The organism is Bradyrhizobium sp. 613_E4_N2_2, assembly GCF_052075995.1.
GTDB lineage: Bacteria > Pseudomonadota > Alphaproteobacteria > Rhizobiales > Xanthobacteraceae > Bradyrhizobium > Bradyrhizobium barranii.
Genome location: NZ_CP197234.1, coordinates 4129270 through 4151244 on the forward strand (window position 1 = coordinate 4129270; position 21975 = coordinate 4151244).

General features: G+C 62.3%; 29 protein-coding genes. 1 reads left to right on the forward strand and 28 read right to left on the reverse strand.

The genetic code is table 11. The annotated features are described in order from the left end of the window. Nucleotides 1-6 precede the first annotated feature (6 nt). The 24 genes from AB7290_RS19675 to AB7290_RS19790 form a co-directional block, all read right to left on the reverse strand. Nucleotides 7-513, reverse strand: coding sequence for a phage major tail tube protein (locus AB7290_RS19675; RefSeq protein WP_441253585.1), 507 nt, complete (start codon nucleotides 511-513; stop codon nucleotides 7-9). A 3-nt stretch (nucleotides 514-516) separates the two neighbouring features. Next, on the reverse strand, nucleotides 517-1944 hold the full coding sequence (locus tag AB7290_RS19680; protein ID WP_441253587.1) for a phage tail sheath C-terminal domain-containing protein: 1428 nt from the start codon (nucleotides 1942-1944) through the stop codon (nucleotides 517-519). Nucleotides 1945-2358: 414 nt separating this feature from the next. Beyond that, nucleotides 2359-3018, reverse strand: a complete 660-nt coding sequence (locus AB7290_RS19685) for a phage tail protein (RefSeq protein WP_441253589.1) — start codon at nucleotides 3016-3018, stop codon at nucleotides 2359-2361. Between the two features lie 138 nt (nucleotides 3019-3156). Further along, the gene (locus AB7290_RS19690) at nucleotides 3157-3375 is read right to left on the reverse strand and encodes a hypothetical protein (RefSeq protein ID WP_441253591.1); all 219 of its coding nucleotides are present in this window, start codon (nucleotides 3373-3375) and stop codon (nucleotides 3157-3159) included. Continuing rightward, nucleotides 3375-5174: a phage tail protein gene (locus AB7290_RS19695; RefSeq protein WP_441253593.1), complete on the reverse strand. Its 1800-nt coding sequence runs from the start codon at nucleotides 5172-5174 to the stop codon at nucleotides 3375-3377. Before AB7290_RS19695 ends, AB7290_RS19690 begins: the two co-directional genes overlap by 1 nt. A gap of 3 nt (nucleotides 5175-5177) precedes the next feature. After that, nucleotides 5178-5714 carry a phage tail protein I gene (locus AB7290_RS19700; RefSeq protein ID WP_441253595.1) on the reverse strand — a complete coding sequence of 179 codons (537 nt, stop codon included), beginning with the start codon at nucleotides 5712-5714 and terminating at the stop codon, nucleotides 5178-5180. After that, nucleotides 5707-6609 (reverse strand): baseplate assembly protein, encoded by a 903-nt coding sequence (locus AB7290_RS19705; protein WP_441253597.1) that lies wholly within the window; start codon nucleotides 6607-6609, stop codon nucleotides 5707-5709. The genes AB7290_RS19700 and AB7290_RS19705 overlap by 8 nt, the downstream gene beginning before the upstream one ends. A gap of 2 nt (nucleotides 6610-6611) precedes the next feature. Then, complete coding sequence (locus AB7290_RS19710) at nucleotides 6612-6941, reverse strand: GPW/gp25 family protein (protein ID WP_441253599.1); 330 nt, start codon at nucleotides 6939-6941, stop codon at nucleotides 6612-6614. A 60-nt stretch (nucleotides 6942-7001) separates the two neighbouring features. Next, entirely contained in the window at nucleotides 7002-7610 is a 609-nt protein-coding gene (locus AB7290_RS19715) for a phage baseplate assembly protein V (protein WP_441253601.1), read from the reverse strand. Next, entirely contained in the window at nucleotides 7600-8142 is a 543-nt protein-coding gene (locus tag AB7290_RS19720; protein WP_441253603.1) for a hypothetical protein, read from the reverse strand. Before AB7290_RS19720 ends, AB7290_RS19715 begins: the two co-directional genes overlap by 11 nt. Next, nucleotides 8118-8681, reverse strand: coding sequence for a hypothetical protein (locus AB7290_RS19725; protein ID WP_441253605.1), 564 nt, complete (start codon nucleotides 8679-8681; stop codon nucleotides 8118-8120). The genes AB7290_RS19720 and AB7290_RS19725 overlap by 25 nt, the downstream gene beginning before the upstream one ends. A 3-nt stretch (nucleotides 8682-8684) precedes the next feature. Beyond that, nucleotides 8685-8975 (reverse strand): head-tail joining protein, encoded by a 291-nt coding sequence (locus tag AB7290_RS19730; protein WP_441253607.1) that lies wholly within the window; start codon nucleotides 8973-8975, stop codon nucleotides 8685-8687. Nucleotides 8976-9005: 30 nt separating this feature from the next. Beyond that, nucleotides 9006-9362 (reverse strand): hypothetical protein, encoded by a 357-nt coding sequence (locus AB7290_RS19735; protein WP_441253609.1) that lies wholly within the window; start codon nucleotides 9360-9362, stop codon nucleotides 9006-9008. Continuing rightward, a complete protein-coding gene (locus tag AB7290_RS19740) occupies nucleotides 9362-9649 on the reverse strand; it encodes a hypothetical protein (RefSeq protein WP_441253611.1) in 288 nt (95 codons plus the stop codon). The genes AB7290_RS19735 and AB7290_RS19740 overlap by 1 nt, the downstream gene beginning before the upstream one ends. Nucleotides 9650-9726: 77 nt before the next feature. Further along, nucleotides 9727-11691: a phage major capsid protein gene (locus AB7290_RS19745; RefSeq protein WP_441253613.1), complete on the reverse strand. Its 1965-nt coding sequence runs from the start codon at nucleotides 11689-11691 to the stop codon at nucleotides 9727-9729. Continuing rightward, a complete protein-coding gene (locus tag AB7290_RS19750) occupies nucleotides 11688-13235 on the reverse strand; it encodes a phage portal protein (protein WP_441254536.1) in 1548 nt (515 codons plus the stop codon). Before AB7290_RS19750 ends, AB7290_RS19745 begins: the two co-directional genes overlap by 4 nt. 2 nt (nucleotides 13236-13237) lie before the next feature. Then, nucleotides 13238-13765 (reverse strand): hypothetical protein, encoded by a 528-nt coding sequence (locus tag AB7290_RS19755; RefSeq protein WP_441253615.1) that lies wholly within the window; start codon nucleotides 13763-13765, stop codon nucleotides 13238-13240. Nucleotides 13766-13768: 3 nt separating this feature from the next. Further along, nucleotides 13769-15823: a phage terminase large subunit family protein gene (locus tag AB7290_RS19760; protein ID WP_441253617.1), complete on the reverse strand. Its 2055-nt coding sequence runs from the start codon at nucleotides 15821-15823 to the stop codon at nucleotides 13769-13771. After that, nucleotides 15820-16332 (reverse strand): terminase small subunit, encoded by a 513-nt coding sequence (locus tag AB7290_RS19765; RefSeq protein WP_441253618.1) that lies wholly within the window; start codon nucleotides 16330-16332, stop codon nucleotides 15820-15822. Before AB7290_RS19765 ends, AB7290_RS19760 begins: the two co-directional genes overlap by 4 nt. Nucleotides 16333-16707: 375 nt before the next feature. Further along, a complete protein-coding gene (locus AB7290_RS19770) occupies nucleotides 16708-17115 on the reverse strand; it encodes a hypothetical protein (RefSeq protein ID WP_441253619.1) in 408 nt (135 codons plus the stop codon). Further along, complete coding sequence (locus tag AB7290_RS19775; protein ID WP_441254538.1) at nucleotides 17112-17558, reverse strand: lysozyme; 447 nt, start codon at nucleotides 17556-17558, stop codon at nucleotides 17112-17114. Before AB7290_RS19775 ends, AB7290_RS19770 begins: the two co-directional genes overlap by 4 nt. Further along, nucleotides 17555-17893 (reverse strand): hypothetical protein, encoded by a 339-nt coding sequence (locus AB7290_RS19780; protein WP_441253621.1) that lies wholly within the window; start codon nucleotides 17891-17893, stop codon nucleotides 17555-17557. Before AB7290_RS19780 ends, AB7290_RS19775 begins: the two co-directional genes overlap by 4 nt. Continuing rightward, nucleotides 17890-18279, reverse strand: coding sequence for a hypothetical protein (locus tag AB7290_RS19785; protein WP_441253623.1), 390 nt, complete (start codon nucleotides 18277-18279; stop codon nucleotides 17890-17892). The genes AB7290_RS19780 and AB7290_RS19785 overlap by 4 nt, the downstream gene beginning before the upstream one ends. Next, on the reverse strand, nucleotides 18234-18671 hold the full coding sequence (locus tag AB7290_RS19790) for a hypothetical protein (protein ID WP_441253625.1): 438 nt from the start codon (nucleotides 18669-18671) through the stop codon (nucleotides 18234-18236). Before AB7290_RS19790 ends, AB7290_RS19785 begins: the two co-directional genes overlap by 46 nt. Before the next feature lie 294 nt (nucleotides 18672-18965). On the opposite strand from AB7290_RS19790, the gene AB7290_RS19795 reads away from it, so the two are divergent. Further along, nucleotides 18966-19466, forward strand: coding sequence for a hypothetical protein (locus AB7290_RS19795; RefSeq protein WP_441253627.1), 501 nt, complete (start codon nucleotides 18966-18968; stop codon nucleotides 19464-19466). Between the two features lie 267 nt (nucleotides 19467-19733). On the opposite strand, the gene AB7290_RS19800 is transcribed toward AB7290_RS19795, so the two are convergent. The 4 genes from AB7290_RS19800 to AB7290_RS19815 are packed head-to-tail and all read right to left on the reverse strand — an operon-like array spanning nucleotide 19734 to nucleotide 21708. Continuing rightward, the gene (locus AB7290_RS19800) at nucleotides 19734-20789 is read right to left on the reverse strand and encodes a hypothetical protein (RefSeq protein ID WP_441253629.1); all 1056 of its coding nucleotides are present in this window, start codon (nucleotides 20787-20789) and stop codon (nucleotides 19734-19736) included. A gap of 24 nt (nucleotides 20790-20813) precedes the next feature. Next, nucleotides 20814-21002 carry a hypothetical protein gene (locus AB7290_RS19805; RefSeq protein WP_441253631.1) on the reverse strand — a complete coding sequence of 63 codons (189 nt, stop codon included), beginning with the start codon at nucleotides 21000-21002 and terminating at the stop codon, nucleotides 20814-20816. Then, a complete protein-coding gene (locus AB7290_RS19810) occupies nucleotides 20999-21214 on the reverse strand; it encodes a hypothetical protein (protein ID WP_441253633.1) in 216 nt (71 codons plus the stop codon). The genes AB7290_RS19805 and AB7290_RS19810 overlap by 4 nt, the downstream gene beginning before the upstream one ends. After that, nucleotides 21211-21708 carry a hypothetical protein gene (locus tag AB7290_RS19815; protein ID WP_441253635.1) on the reverse strand — a complete coding sequence of 166 codons (498 nt, stop codon included), beginning with the start codon at nucleotides 21706-21708 and terminating at the stop codon, nucleotides 21211-21213. Before AB7290_RS19815 ends, AB7290_RS19810 begins: the two co-directional genes overlap by 4 nt. Between the last annotated feature and the right edge of the window lie 267 nt (nucleotides 21709-21975).

A 21975-nucleotide genomic window follows, 5' to 3' on the forward strand; every position in this document is an offset into this window, starting at 1 on the left:
CGCGCATCAGATGCCGAGGTTGGCGCGTGCGACGGCCAGCAAGTCGACGCCGCCGACGATGTGCACCATGTTCTCGATGTCGATTTCGTGGATGACCACGCCGTCGCGGGTTTCCTTGAAGTACGACAGGGCCATCGAGAGTTTCAGCGCAGGCTTCTCGCCAGGCTTCCAGGTGCCGCGATCCAATTCCTTGATCTTGCCGCGCAGGTTGTGCACGACGCCGGCCGTGGTGCCGTCGAAGCTCTCCAGGTGGCCGCGTGCGGTGAACGAAACCTGCTGACCCTCGACGACGCCGAACAGCGCGAGCACGTCGGGGTCGTACGCGATCAGCGTCGCGTCGGCCTCCAGCTTCTCCATGCCCATGTTCAGTTCCAGCGGCGCGTTCATGCCGCCGCCCCGATATTCCTCGGTCTTCAGCGTTTGCTTCGGCGGATTGTATTCGTCGAGCTGGCCGGCCATGCCTTTGCCGTCAACGAACAGATTGATGTTTTTCAGTACGTCACGAGCGGCCATGGCTTAGAAAATCTCCGAAATGTAGTCGTTGACCAGGTGGCTACGGAACGTCAGGTGCTCGGCCGGGTACACGGGGGTGAAGTCGAAGTCCCAATACACCTGGCCGGCCGCGATACTCGACTCGCTGTTCAAGTCCTTGTCGACCCAGCACGTGCCGCCAAGAATAGCACCCTTGGCCTTCAGGTCGCGCAGGAATGCGTTCACGCCTTCCTGTACTTCGCCGACATAGTTTTTCGTGATGCCCTGGTCGACGGCCCACAAGTGGGCAGCCTGGAGACTGTCGGCGATGATGTCGGCGGTGCGGACCACACAGAGGAACGCCCACTTTGCATCGGTCGACAGCGTGCGATTGCCCCAGGTCAGGAACCCGCCCTGGCGAATGATCGTCGTGACGTTGGCCTCGTTCAGCAGGTTGGCCTGGCTGGTCGTGCTGCCGAGGCTGAACTCGATGGCGCGCGCCGTGCCCACGATGCCGTTGATGGCCTTGTTCGAAGGCGACACCCACCAGCCGATGGCGTTGTCGGTGCGAGCGATCACGCCGGCAACGCATGCGCTTGCCCAGGCTTCCACGGTCGCACCGGTCGAATCGACCTTGAGCACCTTCGGGTCGACCAGGTACACGCGGCGGCTACCGCTGTCGCCGGCCACGGCCACGGCCGCTTCGTCGGTGGTCGACGGGCCGTCCTGGACGATGACAGCGCGGAGCTTGTCGGCGATGCCGGTCAGCTCGGCCACCACTGCGTTGCCGGTGGTGCCGATGGTCGCCACGATGGTGCCACCCGTCCCGCCGCCGAGCGACGTCAGCGGGAAGGTGGGGACGGTGGTGTAACCGGAGCCGGCTGACTTCACGGTGCGCGAGGCGATGGTGCCGCCGGCCTCGACGACAACAGTCGCGACTGCGCCAGTGCCGCCGCCGCCAGTGGCGTTGATGTCGTACGAACCCGGCGTGTAGCCCGTGCCGGCGACGCCGGTCAGCGTGAGCACGCCGCCCGTGACGCGCTGCTGCGTGAAGCCTGGAGCGATGAGAATGCGCGGCTTGGCGCCGAGGGCGCTTTCGGCGTCGAGAAGCGCGTGCACGCCCTCGCGCTTGCCGGTGACGGCATTGGTGCCGCCGATCACGTTCGCGATGGTTTCGGCTTCGTTTTCGCCTTCCTCGACGCGGATCACCACGACCGCCGCGAGCGACTGGTCGAAGATGGAGTCGAGCGCATCGGGCAGGGTGCCGACGTTGCCTTCGCCGCCCATGTTGAGCTTCGCGGCCTTGGCTTCCGAACCCGGAATCAGTACGGCGACGTTGAGCGGAAAGACGGCTTCATCGGCGAGCGGAGCCGTACCGACGATGCCGATAATCGAACTCGATGCGGTCGTGATGGTGCGCGAGCCGTCGTCGATTTCGACAACCTCGACGCCGTGGAGGAACTGGTCGGCCATGTGTTTGTCCGGTGAATGATAACGGAGCTAGCAAGGTCGAGTGTCAGCCATCCATGGCCGCCGTTCCTCTGGAGGGATTTCCGTTCGCTGCGATGGACTGGCGCGCAGCGACTATTTGCCCCTTTCGTTTGTCGGATAGGAATTCCCAAAGGGCATGCATCACCACCTCGGCCTCGTTCGACCTGTTGCAGCGCCATATGAAAGTTCGCTTCTTGCTAATCCCATACGGCCCATATGGCCCGCCGATATCGCCCGCACCGAAAACACCATCCCTGAACTTAAAAAGCGCCTGCAAGTCGGTGTTGACTATTTGGAGCCCGAATGTCCACGGCGACCCAGGGCGACCCTTATTGATACGCACAGTTCCTTCGCCTTCGAAGAAACCGGCAGACCAGGCTAGTGCAACAAGACCATTCATACTTTTATGATGTGATTCAGGACGATGGTCGGCTGGATGACCGAATGCGGAACGCCGCTACCGGTGTTCTGGATCGACATGCCGGTGCCGGCAGCGTTGACGCTAACGCCAGTTGCGGCAGCGTAGTTGCTGATGCCGGTCACTGCCGCGTTGATCGAGGCGCCGGAATAGGCATTGATCGCGAAGGCGCCTCCGCCCGTCGACGACTGGACGAGCGCCGCAGCGTTGTGGCTGTGCGTATGGCCGGGGTCGTAGACGCTGTGCGTATGCGTCGGATCACTGACGCTATGCGCGTGACCTGGATCGGTGAGGGTGTGATTGTGCGACGGCAGGTTGTCGACGGTAAGCGCAACCTCCTGGACGCCGCCCTTTGCGCCGAGCGTCGTTGCAGCAAACGACGTAAGGTGCCCCGCAGCCTCGCCGCCCATGTTGTCCGTTCCAGCGACCACGTAACCGCGAAGGTCGGGAATGCGAAATTGCGTTTCTTCCTCGCCGCCGACGTTGTACGTCGTGCCGATGACGCGGAATAGGTTGGGGTAGTCTTCTCGGTCGACGGCCTGTCCCGCGCACATCAACCATCCGTTAGGGGCAACACTTCCGGCGAATGCGAAAACCGTTCCGGTGATGCCCTGGCAAACATCGAGTACGCCGCTCAAGCGAGCGCGTCACTGTGTAGATTCACGTCCTGCAAACCTCATGCGTGGTAGTCGCATGAGAATGCAGTGCGTAATATGAATCTCAGCCGGATATAGACGGCTGTCGTCTACACCGTTCAGGCGGCAGCAATGTGCGAGTTATGTCCAGTTGCCATCAGGCTGTTCGAACATCCAAACGCCGTCCTCGCCTTGCCTGGCCCCGAGCCCAATCTGCGGGACTTTCCAAAGGATGATTACGACCATCGTCCAGTTCTCGGGGATGGGAAATCCGCCCGTCGATGGGTCATCGTTTCCATCCCATAGGACGCAGTTGAAAACGATGCCATCGACGACAATCGCGTAAGGCAAATATTCCATCAGGTGTATTCCTCAACGATGCAATAACCATCGGCGCCGTGTCCGCCGTTAGCCCCATAGATTCCGCCGGAAGCCCCGCCACCAGGAAAGTTTCCTGGTTGCCCGTCGCCCGTCCCGATGGCTGGCGAACTCGATCCATAGGACCCGCCACCCATTCCGCCAATCGTCGCGTACGAGCCGGAGCCGTACGCGATATACCCGCGCCCGCCGCCGCCGCTAGCATTCAGATACCCGCCCGAACTCGATCCACCGACTCCGTTTGCCGTTGTCGATCCTCGACCTCCACCCGAAGCGCTAAGGAGGGTGCCGAACGAGGAATTGCCGCCGAGTCCGCCGCCGATTGATCCGATAGCCCCAGCCGTCCCACCGACGCCAACAACAACCGAAACGGCGGACGACGGAGCGTCGAAAAATCCTTCGGCATATCCGCCGCCACCTGCGCCAGTGCAGCCACCATTCGGACTTACGTTCGACGACCCCGTACCGCCGCCACCGGCCCACAGCTTCACGCGAATTTTCTTCGCGCGAGGGTCCGGCGTGTACGAGCTAATCCCGGTGAATGTCTTCACCGCGATCAATCGACCGACAGCCTGGCCGAGCTGCATCGCGTGCTCAGGGGCGACGGCCGGCGAAACCTGTTGCGCGCCACCACCGTCCGACGCCATCACCCACGAACCGAGCGAATTCGACCACACGAGGGTCAGCATTCCGCCAGGGATGATTTCACCGCCGGACAGGGCCGCGTAACCGGCGCCGATGATCGGAGCGGATGCCATGCCATTGGCGGCGAATGTCGCCGCTCCCGTGTTCGCGTTCGCCGCCTTCACGCGCAACACCATGCCGTCCGTCAGCGAGGCGAAGGCGGGCGAATACGTTGCCCTTACCGCGTTCGCCGTGGGGCTGATATCGACGGCGTACGTGTGTACGCCACTCTGACCGCCGAGATTTGCGAACGACTCGCCCATATCGTCGACGTCGGACAGGTTGTTTTCCGGCCGAAGGACGTTGTTGTATCCCGTCTGCTCGTTCTGAACGAACGTGATGGGTGTGCCGGCGTTGTAACTCGTGCCGAGCGTCAGGTGCGTGGCGTCGACCACCGTCCACTCGTCGCCACGCAGGCGAATGCCGTCGACATACACCGCAAGACCGTGCGTCGTGACGACGGACAGGATGCAAGCCGTCTGCCCTGCGGATAGTGTTTGCCGTTCCTCGACGGTATCGACCAGAACGATGACGCCCTCGGTCGCGTCCTTCCACACGACATCGCCATCGGTGTTCGAATTCTTCGCGAGAATTTGGTTCGTCAGGCCGCCAGGAAGGATATTCGCGGGAGTGGCGTAGTTAATGACCCACTGACGCGTGGCGCCGACGATGGACGTGTCGATGGACAGGTTAACGGTTGCGGCGTTCGAAAGCTGGAAAACCATTTTCACGGTGCCGTCGCCGAACGCACCTTCAGCCGCCGTTGCTTTGTATGTCGACGGGGTGTTGCACACAGCGAACAGGTCGCCGTCTTCGGTGTAGATGCCAGCCTCGCGGATCGTGAACCCACCGATGTCGGACGGGATGTTAACCTCGGCCGAGAACTGACCAGGCACGTCGGGGTTCGGCGTGATGTCGGTAATGGCGTTGCGATACACCTCACGGACGAGTGCGGTCTGCGCAGGATTAGGCGTAACGGGGTTACCGTTACCGTCGCCGATGGCGATGCGCGCCAGCGACACAGGGATGCCGGCTATCTCGGCGTCGACGAGAAGCTGAAAGCCCTTGTTCGTCAGGATGGTTTTGTAAGTCGCCATGGATTACCCCGGAAGAATGCTGATGTTGAACCCGACACCCGTTGCGGCGCCCATGTAGGTGTCGGCGCGCGTGTTGATGTCGATGGAAAGGGTGGTCATGTGCGACCGCAGGTTTTTCGACGAATTCACCACCTGGAGCGCACGCTGGAATGCCTGCTCGGGGATGCCGTCCTGGTCGATGCCGACATTGATGCGGAACGTGTACGGCGGCCCTGGCGGCGCTTCCTGAAACCACTCAGTGATTTCAGCCGAGAATCCGAGCGCCGCGAGCGACGACTTCACTGCGCCGATGGTGCCCTTGTGGCGCTGCACGTTGTACGCGGCGGCGATGGTCTGACGCTTCTGGTCGACGGTCCAGTTTTCATCCCAGGTGTCGACACTGAACGCCCATGCAAGCCACGGAATAGCCTGCACGGGAATGAGCTGCGGCGACTGCATCCAGCGCACCAGGTTGAACGGCAAATCAGACGCGCGAAACGTGGCCTGTTCCAGCGCCAGGTCGGCATCGGTTGCGTTCGGCGGCAGCAGGCGGTCAGACATCCGTCGAGCCCGCCACGGTCACGGTGATGTCCGTGCAGAACGATGCCTGCGTGTCATCGATAACGATGTCGGCGGCCGGCGACGTCAGCGCCACGTTCTGTACGCCGACCTGGACCAGTGCGCCGATGATGCCCGCCAGCGTGACGTCGAACCCGATGCGGTGCACGCTGGCCGCGTAAGCCGTCACGGCATCGACAGCCGCCTGGCGGACCACGTTCGCGTCGGGGCCAGGGTAAAGCGTCAGCTCGGCCGTGATGGCGTATTCTTCGATGGTAGCCGTCTGCACGGTGACGTTATCCGTCATCGGCCGAACGTCGTCGGCGTTCAGGGCGGCGTCGACAATATCCACCAGCTCGCTGGAAGCTTCGCCGTTTCCGGTGCGCGACAGCACGTAAACATCGACCACGCCAGGCGACGGGCTGGTGGCCGAGGCATCGAGCACGTCGCCATCGGCAGACAGCGCGTGATACACATAGCTGCCTTCGCTGCCGGCCGTGGTGTAGCCTTCGAACGACAACTGGATGCGTGCGCGGAATTCCTCGTCGTCCTCCAGGACGGCGGCAGTCGGCGGCGTGGTGGTCGGGTCGGCGGGCGTGATAACGCGTCGCTCGACGTTGACGTTCGCGCCGAGCTGGTCGAGGTCGCTGCCTCGCGCGTAGGCGAGCATGCAGCCGAGGGCGGCCTCGTTCACGCGCTGACGCAAAAGCACCTCACGGTACGCGGCCACTTCCAGAATGGCATACGCCGGGTCGCTTTCGACGAGCGCCGAGAACGACGGGTATCGCGCCACCAGGTCGGCGAGCATCGCCGCGAAGATCACTTCGAAGTCGATCTGCTCGACGATGACCGGCGGGGCGAGCTGCGACAGGTTTACGTTCGTAAAGGCGCCAGCCATTTTTACTTCACCGAAATATTGTCGAGGCGGACGGTTTGACCATCCGGCAGGTACTTCCCGGTGAGCGACACCGACGCCACGCCGGTTTCGTCACCCGTGATGCTGACTTTCAAAAGCTGAAATCGCGGCTCCCACTTGCGGAGCGCGTCGGCCGTCGCGGCGATCAAGTCCATGCGCGTCGACATGTTCAGCGGCGCGTCGACGAGCTGGAACAGGCGACTGCCGTAGTCGCGACGCATCACACGACTGCCCAAAGGCGTCGTGAGAAGACGCCGGATCGACTGGCGAAGGTGGTTGATGCCACCCAGCGCCTTGCCGGTGTTCTCGTCCATTCCGATCATGCCGCCAGCATGCGGCAGTGCTTACGGCGCGGCCTCTGGAGGGATTTCCGGTTACACCACCGGGCCGGACTGTCCGCCACCTGTCTGCACGCCGGAATGCTTGTGCTGGTCGCTGATGTCCTTGCCGTTCGACGTGATGGCTTTCACGGCGGTGCTGCCCTGGACGTCGAGGTCTTCGGCGACATGCAGCTTGTGCTTCACGAACACGTCGGGGGTGTCGAGTGTGATGGATTCGGACGCCTGGACGTTCGCCGTCTTACAGATGATCGTCACGGCGCCGTTCGCCGTCGTGTCGACCGCCAGGGTGTGCGTCGCGCGGTCGTACTCGACGCTGGCACCATCGCTGAACGTCACGCGCTCTTTGTCGGCGGTCGTGGCCGGGGCAGGGTGGGCTTGCTGGTACAGGCTCCCCAGGACGAAGCCTTGCGACGGGTCGCCATACGGACAGCCGACCACCACCTGTTCGCCCACTTCGGGCGCGCTCCAGGTAGCGTTCGGGCCGGCGCGGCGGACAGTCCAGGGAATCCAGTCCGTGGTCAGGCCGTTGACGCTGACTTTCACGAGCGCGTTCGGTGCGTCCAGCTCGGCGACAACGCCGATCATCAGGACATTGCCGAGCATGCGGTCGTGCTCGGTGGCCGCCGCGACGTCACGATTCATCAGGCACCGCCGGCTGGTATTGGTCGACGTTCGGTGTGCCGATGTCGGGTGCGAAACTGTAGAACGATTCCGGAACGGTGCCGTCGTTGTTCCACGCGGAATCCCCGAAGAACACAAGGGTGGTGAACTCAATGCGCCAGGTCTTGAAGCGATCCTGATGCGGGGCGAACTCGTCAGGCTCGCACGCGATCACCTTGATTTCGTCGGCCGGACTGAAACGACGAAGGTAGAGCCAGGCTGCAATCGACGTAGCCGCCTTTCGCACAGCCATCTGCGTCGCAGGGCCATTGTGGGCAAAAATGACGTACGCCTCAAATCGAAGCATCGCCGGGAATTGCCCTGCGCCGGCATCGCTCACTTGCTGCGGCTCGGCTTCGCTCATGTTGAGCAATAGTGCCGGCGTGAGCATCTTCTCGTCTTCGTCGTCCCTGTAGAATTCAACCGTGTTGAAATCGGGGAACGCGGTCGCCAGTCCGTCACGAATTCTTTCGTGAAGCTGCTCCAAATCTATTTTGAGGTCTGCGTCCGCCATTTCAATTCCCGTTCGAACACGCGAAAAAACTGATTCTCGAACTCGTTAAGTTCCATGACGTCCGATTCAAGTGCTTTGCGCCCCTCGTCGTCGATGTCATACCCAAGGCGCTCTATGGGGAGCCGCTTTTTACTCGTTCGACGAAACACGCCACCTTTAAACTTTGCCGTTATTTCGCCGGGGCGCTTTCCCATGAAAGCGTGTTCGTATGCACGACCCTTGCCCATGGGACCGGCAGCGACGCCCCCCATGCCCTGGACAGGAGATAGAAGCCCCAGGTCGACGGGGTTCAACCCGATCCATACGCCGCCGATTCCGCCGTCTGGTTTCGTCTTGAACTTAAGCGCACGGAAACGACGCCCGAGAATTTTGTTGTTCATGCCGGTTTCGGCGCGTATCGATCGGCCAGCCCTGGTTCGCAACCATTGCCCCATCTTTCGGATGGTGCTTCGGAGCGCCTTCAACGCCTCTGCGTCGGTCGCCTTGATAGTCGAAATCAGGTCGTCGATTTGCTGCTTGTCGATTTCAAGCCGGATCATGCGTCACATCCTCTTTAGGAGGACCGTGCACGTACCTTGACCGTCAGGCTTCGGGTCATGGAGCAGGGCGAATTGCACGCCGGGGATTCCGTCGATGGTGCACGCCATGTGCTTCTTCAGGCCAACGACGGACACTTCCTTACAGGTGAGGCGCGGGTCGCCCGTATCCTGCACGTACTCGCCAATCTGCTTATCGAAATACGGCTCGTCGAAGATGCCTACGACGACGCGGGGTGTGCCCGAGCCGTCGTCGACACGCATCGTCGTGGCGAAATCGTCGACGTCGAAGAACACGTCAAGGTCTTCCCACGATGGGTTCATCGCTTACGCCTTGACGCCGACAGCCTCGACCGCAGCCGTGACGGTCGGCGACGTGCCGGCCAGCGTGTTCACCACGCGCACGAACTTTTTGAACTGGTCGAACGAAACGAGCTGCACCTGGTGCGACGCGGCGGCGTTCGTCACGGCGTCGAATGTCACATCCGTGTCGGTCCAGCCCGTCGAGCCGTCATCGGAATGCTGGAGCTTCACGGTACTGGTCTGGCCCGCGCCGCCCGTGGCAGACGAGTTGAGCACCAGGTAACCGTTGCCGGTGTACGCCGAGACGTCGACGGCGGCGCCGTTGTCGTTGGCGGTGATGGCTGCGGCGGCGCGCAGCGAGAGGATGGTAAGGGGCTGCATTAGTTGGCACCCCCACGGCGACCGCGACCAGCCGGTGCCGGCGCCTGCAATTCATTGGCCGGAAGTTCGGTAACCGTCTCCGGTTCTTCCGACGTCTCGGGCTCGACGGCCGGCGCCTTCGCCTGCGGATGGTCGGCGATGGTCGCCAGGATGGCCTTGCCACGACGCAGCAAGTCCTTCGCCTCGTGCTCCAGCATTTCGATGACGTGGCCGGCGCGCAGGATGGTGCCTTCGACGGCGATGGCCGACGTCAGCTTCAGGAAAACCTTTTCGACTCGATTCGACATGATGGAAATGCCTCGGGTTTGGAGTGAAAAGGGCCGCCGATCAGGGCGGCCCTTTCAGTTCATCGGTCGGCGAACCGTTACGCGACGGTATCGGAGCCGATGCAGAACGATTCGACGTGGCGGATGTTGACGTCGATGTCCTGGAGCGCGACGAGCTTCAGGCCGCCGGAATCGCTCAGGGCATACGGGTCGACGGTCAGCTCCAGGCCGCCCCACATCGCGATGATGAGGTCGTTCCAGTTGCCGAACAGCACTTCACCGGTCGCGACCTGGTTCGACACGTTCGTGGCGTAGCCGTTGACCGTGTTGCCCTGCTCCCAAATCGTGCCGCTCGCGGCAGTCGTCGGGAACTTGAGCGCCGTCTTCATGTAGCCACGGATGGCCGCGTTGAAGGCGTACGACATGCTGTCGACGTCGGCGTCGTCGAGCGCGATCTGCGTTTCCATCGCGACGAGTTCTTCAAACGTCGGCTTGCCGGCGGTCGCGAAATCCACGGCGTTGATGCCGGTGATGTTGCGCATGCCCTTCGGCTGGTTCGCCGAACCGCTGCCGTAGATCGCGACGCGATCCAGCTCCAGCGCCATGATCTTCAGCAGGTCATCACGCACCAGCGCCTCGGCGTCGGGCGTCGACTGCATCAACAGGCGGCGGGTAATTTCCGTTTTCGCGCCCATGGTCTTCGGCGTGAACGCGATCTGGTCGACGGACGGCTGACCGGCAGTCGGGCCGTTACCTTCACCCACCCAATACACCTGGCCGGTGCCGTTCTGGCGCGGGATGCTCACGTTGCCGATGAGGCCGCCGAGCGTGCGGGCGCGCTTCATCACCCACGCTTTCTTGCGCAGCAGTTCGATGAACGAGCCGGACAGCAACTCGGTCGCGACGATGTTCGAACCGGGGCCACCCACGGGCGTGGTCGTGCTGAAGGCTCGCGACAGGACGTCGGCGGGGATGATGATGCCCTTCGGCGACTTGCCGTACTTGTCGGCGGCGGCGCGGCTGCACTCGATTTCGAAACCGGCTTCCTTGCGGGCCGCTGCGTCGCTCGGGTCCGCCAGGTGGCGCAGGGCGCGCATGATGCTGAACTGACGCACGTCCTTGTCGGACATGCCGATGTCGGATTCGCGCTCCTGCTCGGCGAGTGGGGTCTTGCCGCGCTGGTCGGCGAACTTCGCCAGGAGGGCGCGCTGGAGGTCTTCCGGCGTCTTGCCATCCTCGACGTACTTCGCCGCCATGGCTTCGTCGCCGTACTCGCGACCCATCGCCAGGAGGGAGCGAACGCGGGTGCGCTCGGCGTCGGCGCCACGGGTGACGGCGGTGCGCTCGTTATCGCCCGCGCGCTCCAGGGTTTCCAGCTCGCGCACGATGGCGCCGTTTTCGTCGACTTCGGCGCGAACGAGGTCGCCCGAGGCGTTGCGAAGAACCTTAATCATGATTTCGGGTTTCCGATGTCCGGTAGGATTGTCGATGGTGACGCCAGTGTCATCCGGCGCGGCGCGGGTTTCCTCTGGAGGGATTTCCGCAGAACGGCCAACGCCCACGGTCGCGTCAGCAGGCACGCTGACCAGCGACACTTCGAACGGCATCCAGGCGGTGACGCGGAACACGTCGACGCCATCGCGTTCTTCCACTAGCTTGATGCCGTTGACGGTGTAGCCGACCGAGACTTTCGTCACGATGCCGTCTTCTACCCGGCGCAGGAGCTTTTCGCCGTCATCGTCGTTTGCGAAACGCACAGTGACGCGGCCCTTTCGGTCACCCTCGATACGCGCGGTGCCAGGCTCGCACTTACCGCGCATGTCGTCCCAGTTGTGATTCCACAACAGGGCTGCGTTATCGTTCAGGCGTGACAGGTCGCATTCGCCGGGGTCGTGCCCCAGGATTTCGATACCCCACCAGCGCTCATATTCGATTTCCGACGAGAACGACAATTCGACGGTGCGCGCTTCGACGTCGACACCGACGACAGTCGCCTCGCGCCGCTGCGTGCCTTTCGCGCGGATTTCCTGGAGCCGCAGAACGGCCTTGTCTTTGATGGTCATGCGGCTTTCGCCTCGTCGGGTTCGGGCTTCGGCGGAGCGGGCGGCTCGCCGTTCATGAACAGGTGGATGATGTCGTCGGGGATGCCGGCCTCGGCCATCGCCTTCAGGTCTTCGGCGATTTCCAGGAATACTTCCTGCGGATCGCGGCCAGACTCACGGATGACGCTTGAAATCGAGCGCGATCCCAGGCGAACCTCGGCGGCAGCGGCGTCGACGTCAGCGCGCGGGTCGACCCACGTCCAGCGACGACCCTGCCATACGACGGTCTTCAGGTCGGACAGCTTGTCGGCGGTTACCGTGCGGCCCTTCGCTTTGATCTGGCCCGACAGCAGCATGATGCGCAGCCACGCGTCATACACGGGCGACATCAGTTGCTCGATGACCCACTGCTGCAATTCCATCCAGTGGTCGCGCTCGTCGAGCGTGCCCTGGCGGATGCTGGAGTAACTCACGCCCTCCAAATCGCCAGCCAGGTTGTTGTATGACACGCCCATGCCTGCGGAGGCACCGCGCAGCATTTGCTTCACGAACACGGCGAACTCGCCGCTCGGGTACGTCGGATTCCATTCCTTGAATTTCGCGCCAGCGGGAAGTTCGTGGAACGACAGCGGCTCGGCGTCGATGGTGTCGGCGATGGACTCGCCTTCCTCCATGTCCGGCCCCATGCCGTCGTCCCACTCAAAGAAACCCATTTTCGTGGCGCCAGCACGGGCGTTCTGGACAGCCGCGTCTTCCATTCCGGTCAGGTGATGCAGTCGGAACAGCGACGTAGACGCCCACGGAAGGCCGCGACGCTGACCGACCATTTCCTGGCGGAAGCCGTGAATGATGTCCTCGGCGGGCACGCGAACGAAGCCCTTGCCGTTGATCGTGTAATAAAACGAGTCGTACTCGTCGGTTGAGCTGAAGTGGTACGCGATGGGCTTACCGAACCGATTGAACTCGATGCCCTGGCGGATGAAGTTTCCGCTGCGGTCGTAACCGTAGTTCTCGTAACGGATCGATAGGCGCTGCGGGTCGATGAGCTGCAACGCGAAACCCATTGGGCCGGCGTCGACGCCGTAAACCTTGCGCACGATGAATTCGCCGTCGCGCGCGGCCGTCTCGATGCAAAGCTCTTGCACGGCGCGCAGCGATAGCCGGCCGGTGACTTCGCAGTTACCAGGCTTGCCCCACTCGCACCAGGCATCCTCGATGCCCTTGTTAACGTCGGCATCGAGCTGGCCGCGCGGTTTCTTTACCTTCGCCTGGAGCTTGATCCCGTTCGCGCCGATGACGTTCTGGCGAACCTTGCGGATGTAGTTCCGCACGTAATCGTTGTTCGACCACTGCTCGCGCGAGCGTGCGACCAGGATCGGCTGACGAAGGGTGATGAACTGGTCGGGCGACAGAAGCGTGCCGGTCCAGTTGTCGTTCCCGTGGTTCACCGATGCTTTGAACATGGTCGACAGCGAGCGCGCCAGCTTGCGCACGGGGCGCGTGTCGGCGGTGCCCTTGTCGTACGGCGCGATGGCGGCAGTCTCGGCGCTACGGCGCCACGGCATCTTCACGAGTGGAACCTCACCAGGATGGGCCGGCCGAACGTGCCGCAGCCCTTGCGGCGCTGGCGTTCACGGGCGACCTGGTTCGCGTAGAACTGACGGAGCTTCAGCAAGTCGGCGACAGGCGTCCGCCACAGCTCGCGGTTGTTGATGACGTAACGCTGCTGGTCTTGCGTCGCACGCTTCGCCAGCACGGCGTCGATGGCTTCCAGTCCGATTTCGGCCTGGCTGCGCACGTCGGTGCCGGCGGGCATCGAGAGAAAGTCGGGGAGTACCGAAATCTGGTCGCGATCAATCTCGACGGACGCATCGGCGCGCAGGCTGTACGCGTACGTGCCGGCGACCCACGTCGCGGTGGTGGCAGCGGGCGCGAAGAACTTGCCGGCGCTGTCGGCGGTCAGGTCGATGACCGAAGGGCCGCGCAGATGCAGCGTGTACGACACGCCAGGCACGGGGACAGCAACGCATGCCGAGAAATCAACACCGGCCGTCGCGTTTCCCGAAATCAGCCGGTTTTTCTCGCCGCAGCTCATTAATCACCAGTTTTTCGCGAAATTCCGCCCCTTTCCGCGCGGTTTCAGCGTTCGCTTCGGGGGTACGACGCGCGCAGTCTGCGGCACCTTCGGGGGTGCTTCCTCTGGAGGGATTTCCGTTGCTGGCGTTTCCTGGAACGCCTTCAGGGTATCGAGCAACTTCACGCCAGTTTCGGCGGCGGTCTTCGCGAACGACGACGGCTCGGGCGCGGCCTGGCGCATCTTCAGTCGCTCGGCGTAACGGCGCATCGACGGCTGCATGATCTTCAGCGCGGCGAGCGCGTACACGCGGCAGTCGAGTGCTTCGTTTCGTGCCTTGTCGTCCTTGTGCCACTCGCGGATCGGCTGGCCCTTCACGTAACGGGTCAGCATCTTCTCGGCCGTGAGCTGCTGATAGTAGTCGCGGTGCTCGCGGATGCGCTCTTTCGGGAAATGGCAGAAACCGGGGCCAGGCTTCGACAGCGCAAGGCGTCGCATCGTGATGAGTTTGGCCTCGTCGGTGGCGACCAGGAACAAGTCGACCTTGCGCGCATTCTTGCCCGACTGCTTTCGCTGCACCTTCTCGACGACTGGCTTTCCGAACGACGGCGCCACGCCCTTGATGCCGAACAGCCGGCGGCCCGTCTTGCCCTTCAGGTATTCGTATGCGCGCTGCGTGTAACCGCTGTTACCGCCCGTATCGAGGCATGCGGCCTGGATGGGGAGTATCTGACCGCTCTCGTGGATGAATCCTGACGCCAGCCAGTCGTCCAGCTCGTCCCACACGTCGCCCGCGAGCGGGTCGCCCCAAAACACGCGGTACTCGATGCTCCAGGATTCCTCGCCTTCGCCCCACGCGACGGCCTCGGCCTCCAGGCGGTCGCCCTGCATGTCGATGCCGGCAGTGATGTACAGTCCGCCGGCCGGCACCTGTGCTTCGTATTCCTCGGCGCGCTGCATCAACCCCGTGGGGTCGGCGCGCTCGCCCGTTTCTTCGTACGTCTCGGCCAGCGACACGTTTACGAACGACTGGAGATCGCCGACAGCGAGCTTGTCGAGGTACGACTGCACGATGTCGCGAAGGCGGCGGAACGTAGACAGCATTTCGGGCGCGTGGAACGACGCGTGACCTTTGAACGGCTTCGCGGCTTTCCAGCCATGCCCCAGGCGTTCGGCGTTTCGGATCGCGGCGACGCGCTCGCCATCGGTCCACAGGCAACCATTCAGCGCGCAGACGTACGACGCGGTGTCGGGGTCGTGTTGCTCGCCGACGTCCTCCTCGGCCGTCTTGATGTCGACCGACTTGCGCCCATGCCAGGTGACGTTTTCCCAGCGCAGATATTGCGCTTCACCGCAGTGCGGGCAGGGGACATAGAACCGGCGCTGGTCGCCCTCCAGAAAGCCAGTTTCAATTCGGCTTGCGCCTTTCACGGTCGGCGTGCTGCTTCGCGTGCTCAGGGCCTGATCGCCGAACGTCGCCGCACGCTGCGCCAGCAACTCGACAGGATCGCCTTCCGGCGTCGCTTGCATGCCGTCCACTTCGTCGGCCTGCGTGATCGGCGCCGAGCGGCCGCGCAAGGTCTTCGGCGAGCCGGCCCACGAGAACATCAGCCACCCGCCGATGTACGAAATGATGCGCGAGTTGTTCACGCCTTCGCGGCCGCGCTGTTTCGCCATCTTCCCCGAGATAGACGGGTTCGCGTCGAGCATCGGGCGCAACTTCGTCTCCAGGAACGTCTGCACGTCGCCTTGCGTCGGCTGCACGAACATTTGCGAGCGCGGCTCGTGCTCGATGAAATACCCGGTGATGCACTGCTGAACTGTCGTCTTGCCGAGCTGCGCGCCGGTCATGTAGTCGACGCGGCGGATTCCTTCCTCGGCGATGACGTCAAGCATGCCGCGCTGGTACGGCGCGTTATCGAAACGGATCGGGCCAGGCTTCGCGTTGCCCACCGGGATGCGTACGTTCCTCTCGGCCCACACGCTCGGCAGCATGGCAGGGGGCGGCACCAGGTTGCGCACGGCGCGGCCGATGGCGGCGAGGACGCCCGCCAGGTTAGAGAACTGGCTGGCCTTCACTCGTCGTCGCCTTCGTCGTCATCCAGGGTCAGGTCGGACTCGGCGGCAGTCTCCAGGGCGAGCGTCAGCTCGGCGGCCAGCTTCGACTTGAAGGTGCGTTCGTCCGTCTCGCCAAGCAACTGGAGGACGGCGCGGGATGGCACTTGCAGGATGTTCTGACGGATGGACGCCATGAGGCCGGCCTGCGCGCGTTCGAACTCACGCACGGGGGCGACTTCGCCTTTTGCGATAGCGAATTCCAGTTCGGCCTTTCCCGTCTCGGCGGCGAGCTTGCGGCGCTTCAGCTCGCGCTCGTCGCTGACTTCATCGCCGGTTGCGTCTTCCCTGGCCCGCTGTTCGCGCCAGGCGGCAACGTCGGCCGTGTCGAACACCCAAGGCTTACCAGGGCCAGCGCCCTTTTGATCGGACGGGCACCCGGTGCGGGTCCAGACGTCAATCGTCGGCAGTGACACGCCGAACACATCGGCCAACTGTGTGCGGTTTACTTTTTGCCCTCGTCCCTTCGCCATGAATTTCCGGAAATGATGTATGTACGGTTCGTTATCGACAATCTACATTCTGAACGGCACGCAGATATCGAATTACGGGGTGTCTTCGGCCCCGCATGGGGTGGGGGCCGAGGAAGGACCCAAAAGTTTTCTGTGAATCAATGACTTGCAACGCGCGTCATCACTGGAATTCACTGATGTTCACTCGATGCGTTGGCACGCTTCGTGCTAGTGCCGTTGATGGTGATGCCCTGCTGGTGCTTCAGCGAGTCGATGAGTCCATCGTGCCTGTCGCTGCACAGGTGGCCCCATGCAGCGACGTCGACGTGGTTGCGATGTAGCGTGTCCCACTTGCCATCGCGTGCCATGGGCGGCAGGCCACAGGGCTGCATGGCCTCAACGGGTAGCGTCAGGTTGACGGGCTGTGTCGGGCTTACCGGCATTGGCCGCGTTCCACTTGCGCAGGCCGACAGCATCAAGGTCGCACACAGCAGGGGCAGGCTTTGCTTCCACATACTTCACCACATCGCGGTAGATGATTTGAAAATCGGTTTTCCTGTCGGCCGTCTGGTCGTGCAGGTCTTGTGCGTCCTGCGCGCCCGCTGCCGCATTGGCCTGCGTCTGCTCGGCGTGCGCCTCCTGCTGGACGACGACGGCCGTCGCCTGGTTGGCTGTGACCACGGCCGTGTCGCGGTCGGCGCGAAGGTCGCGGACGTGATAGCCGAATGCGAACATCCCCAGGCCGAAGATAGCGACCAGGCTCCGCTTCAGCAGCGCCCCATACGATTTGATCCACGCAATCATGCCGCCGCCTTGAACAGTTCGGCCTCGGCATGGCGGCGCTTCGTGAGTCCGTCCAGTTCGACCAGCACGCCGTTGACGTGCGCTTTGTTCCACTTCGCGAACTCGGCGGCAGCGCCGCTATAGTCGCCATCGTTGAGCTTTCGAAGCAGCGTGCTGCCGGCGAGTGCTGCGCGCCCCAGGTTGAATGCGAAGTCGCACAGCGCGTCGAACATGTTCTGCGACAGTGGCACCCTGACCAGCTTCGACACGGACAGCGCTGCGGACTGCATATCGACACGCAGCAACCTGTCGGCCTCGGCGTTCGTGATGGTCATTCCCGGCTTCACGTCGACGCCGGTATGACCCATGCCAATCGTCAACTTGCCAGCGGGACAACGGTACGCGGCGAGGTATCGACCTTCGAAGGCTTCGGCCATCGCATAGCAGTGAGCAGACGGATTCATTTCGACCACCAGTGTTTCTTTTTCGGTTCGGGTTGAGGGATGTTATCGACGGCCTCTTTCGCATCCTTGGCCGCCGTCGCGGCTTTCGTTGCAGTCTTGTCGACCTTGCCAGCGAGCTGGCTTAGGCGTTCCGACATCCAGATGAGGCGCTGACCCTGCTCATGGATAAGCGCATCCTTTCCCTTGCTCGCCTCGCCGTAGGCCATGACGACTTGGGCGACGTCCTCGCGGTGCTGGATGCCGCCACCGATCACGCCGAGCACCACGCCGCTGACGAACAACAAGCCGGCGAGCAATGCCGGCTCATGGCGCAACCATGCGTCTTTGATACTCACGGCGCGTCAGCCTTGTTCGTTGCGGTCGTGGCGCCCGTGAGCTGCGCGACGCGCTCGTTAAGCGCTGTCACCTGGAAGCGCAGCAAGGCGACTTCCGTCTGCAAGTCAGCGCACGCTTTCAGCGCAGCATCGGCTCGCGCCTCGGCATCCGTTGCGCGCTTGTTCGCCGCGTCACGCTCCGACTGCAACGACTGCAATAGCTGCACGGTCGCAGCATCTAGCGAACGGTCCACCTTGTCGCGCGACATCCAGCGACGAATGGTGAGCAACGCGACGATGATCGCCGCGCCTGTTCCGCCCCAGGTTGCGGGGCCGCCCGTGGTGATACCCGTTAAATCCATTAAGCCGCCCCGGCGGTCGTTTTGATGAGCGTAGGCTGAATGCATTTGACTTCTTTAGCCTCTGGAGGGATTTCCCGAAGGATGTTGCGCACCTGTCGGTCGGACATGCCGAACCACTCGGCAATTTCGACCGCGCTCATGCCTTCGGCGGAAAGCCTGCGTATGTTCTGGTCACGGAAGCCGCGCGCGATTTCCTCGCACGTTGCCGGATAGAGGATTTCCCCGCCGAAGTGCGACACGAGCTTCATCGCGTCCATCCAGCCCAAGAGCTGCACCAGGTAGTGCGCTGGCTTCAACGTCGCGGGGACATACAGGTGCGTGACACGTCGGCCTTTGTCGTACGAATACGAGCGCGGCAATTGACCCACGAGAAACAACGCGCGTTCTCGGCCGATGACTTCGGCGATTTCCTGCGTTGATTTGGGGAGGCGTGCCATAGGCGAATCATAGGATTCACCTTTGCATCACGGAACTACCACAGACGTGAATGGTGGGCATGTAGGTCAAAACACGACTTCCCATTCTTTTTTTAAAACGATGAATATATGTATCTCTACATACAAATATTCATCGTTTCACTTTCAGAATGCAGGAAAGGTTTTTGACCTACATGCCCCACTAAGTATCATAACTTCAATTCACGAATGTTCATCGTGGATCATCGGTCACCGGTGTGACACCGCGCCGCGCTCGATGTACAATTGCGTTGCATCGTTCAATGAGCATCCGACATGACCCCTCAATACGACACGAACGACCTGTTAGCGCGCATCGCGGTCGCCCTGGAGCGCATCGCGGACTCACTTCCGACGAACCTTTCGAAGCCTCCCATGACGACGGAGGACTTTCGCGAGCGCCTGACGGCCGCTCACGCGGGCGACCTTATCTCGGTCGACCAGGTGAGGGCGGCGGTTGATAGGCCTGAAATATCCAATCGGATGATCGGCACGATGATGAAGATGGCCGGCTTTGAGCGCAGGCGCCTCGCCGAGGGCGTTCGGTACGTCATTGGACTGGCGAAAGAGGGATTGCCTGGCCGGCCGATTGAAATGCCGCCGAACATGGATGAAGTCATCGTCGAGGCGAGGAAGTATCCTCACAACATGGTTGCGACGGTGTTCCTCAGCGTGTGCATGAGGCAGGCAGGCATGAAGCCGAACGTAACGGCCGCGCACGTGGCGGCGCTGCATGCGCGCTATCCTGGAGAGTTCACCGACAGGGTGGCGTCATGAGGGTGCATCCGCTCGACTACGACCGGCGCATCATCGCCGAAAGCATCGGTGATTTTGACCGCGCCATAGAGATTGCCAAAAAGCGAGTGGCGATGGGCATTCGTCCGCTCAACGCCACGCAGCTATGCCGCATGGCTGGCGCTCGACCTACGCGACAACTCGTAAGCTCGATTCGTTTCGTATATGGAAGCGAGCCCTGGTTATCAGTGGGTAGACTGTAACGAAAAAGGCCGGCATTGCGCCGGCCTCGTGTTCGGTAGGTGTTTGTTAGCCGATGGGTCCGCCCACACCGCCGCTTGCACGTTTCACGTACCCGCCACCACCAGCCCCCACGATGGTGAAACCTGTCTGCCAGAAGAAATCCCGAAGCCGCTGATACGAACTCAGCGTCATGCTGCGCGCGTTTTCCAGGTCGTTGATGACGCGCTCCACAGCGTAGTCGATGCTATTGTCGACGCTGGTCATGGTCATGCCCGGCGGCAGCTCGACCACATCGCGCTCGGCCTCCAGTTCAGCCACGCGCGCCCCAAGTCGATACTGTTCCTGCCCGAGCACCTGTCGCGCCTTCAGCAGTTCGTCGCGCTTCGATTCCAGCTCAGCCACGCGCCGCATCAGCGCCGCAACGTCGGCACCGGTCAGCACCACCATGCCTTCCTCGGTGGGTACTTCTATAGTGGTAACGCTCGCAGCGTACGAAGCATCGGCGGTAATTGCCTGGCGCTCCGGCGTGCCTTCGCTTGTGTTGACCGTCACGACATCGATGTCGACCGTATCCGGCCACGGCTTCACCTGCACCTCGACGCGATATTCCGCGAAGTCCACGCCGGCCGTCGCCAACACCGCCTGCGGGTCAGGCGGATTGTCGACGAGCGCGACGTGCGTCACCTCCTGCCGAACCTTGCCATTGTCCACCACCCCGCGCACAGTCGGCGGCATGAGGTCGAGGCCAGTCTCTTCATCGCCGAGATAGCTTCCGTCAGCGCAGTGCCAGCTTGGTGCGCTGTCTGCGACTTTCGCCTTGATGGGTTGCGGCGTGTCGATGTTGTAAGTCCTTTCTTCGCTCACGCTCAGGATTTCGTATGAATCACCATTACGCGTCCTCCCCTTATCCCCCACCCGAAACACGCCATCCCACTCGACCGATGCCGTATCATCGGTGACAAGCTCCAGCTCGTCCGAGTAATACGACCTCTCGGTGTCGCCGGCTTCGACGTAAATCAGATTTCCATTGAAAGATTTGATTACTCCAACCTTCCCGAATTGAGTCGCATACGACTCGTCCAGGCACTTCACCTTGTCGCCAACCTTCAGTTTGTTTTCCACTTTCCTTTCCTCGGTTGATGGCTGTTACCAGCCCTGATTTTCCACAGCCTCACGTAAAGCACGCTCGATCACCTTGACGATGCTCGGCGCGTAGTTGCACACGCGAAGCATATCCAGGTGTTCAGCCGCCTGTTTCGAAATGATGCCGCCAGGCAGACGACGCCCGCCTTTCTCGACACTCTTGCGCTCGCTTGTTGTTGCGCGCCTGTTCATGCCGGCATCACCATAAGATACCCGCCACCGGCCACGCCCACGCAGAACGCACCGAACTTCGTCACCTGGTCGCCGAGTTGCGTAAAGGGCCGATCATGCCACCACATATCGTTCGACACGCGAACAGCAAGCTGGAGCGCGTTAGCCTCTGGCATGCTCTCGCGGATCACGCGATGGTCGGCGCCCTTATGCAGTTCGATTTTGCATTTCACGACGATGACTCCGGCGCGGCGGTGAGCATGGCTTTCCATACCTGCTCGGCCTGCCAGTTGACCGAGTTACCTTCGACAAGCGCATCGCCACCGGCACGGTCCATTTCCAACGTGGATTGAATCGGCACAACCTTCCACCCCTCCAGCACCCCCACTCGCGGTGCGCTCGGCGGAACGAGGACGTTACCGTATTCGCGGAGATAGGCCACTGCGGTCCGGATCGTCGCGGCTTCGTTCGCGTATCGCCCAGGCAGTTTTTCAAGCAGGTTCGCTGCTCGATGAACCTCGTCCGAAGCGGCGTGACCGATCGCCTTGAATCGAGGCGTCACCCCATCCCCAGCCGTGGCGACGGCCTGCACGTACTCGACGGCGCGACTGCACTGAACGACCCATCCGAGCCCGTCGACAAAAGCCATCCCCCGCTCGTCAGCGACAACCTGAACGTCGGCGGGGCGGGCGAGGGCGGTGTCGACTAGCGCCGCTTTGATCTTCATGCGGATATCCTCCCATCCGCCAAGCGGTGACAGCTCAGCGTCAAGGCGAGCCATGAGAGACGCGAGACGCGCACTTTCATCCGTCACTCCGTCCCCATCCGTGGCGACTCTCGGCTGGGCGTCACGGTCCTCACCTGTGCCCTTACATACACGGCAACGCTTGGCCGCAGAATCACCGGGCATGTAACCCTTCCCCTCACACCATTCGCATACATCGCTCGGCTGGGGGGCAATCTTCGTCAGTCCAGCAAGTGTTTCATCGGTTGC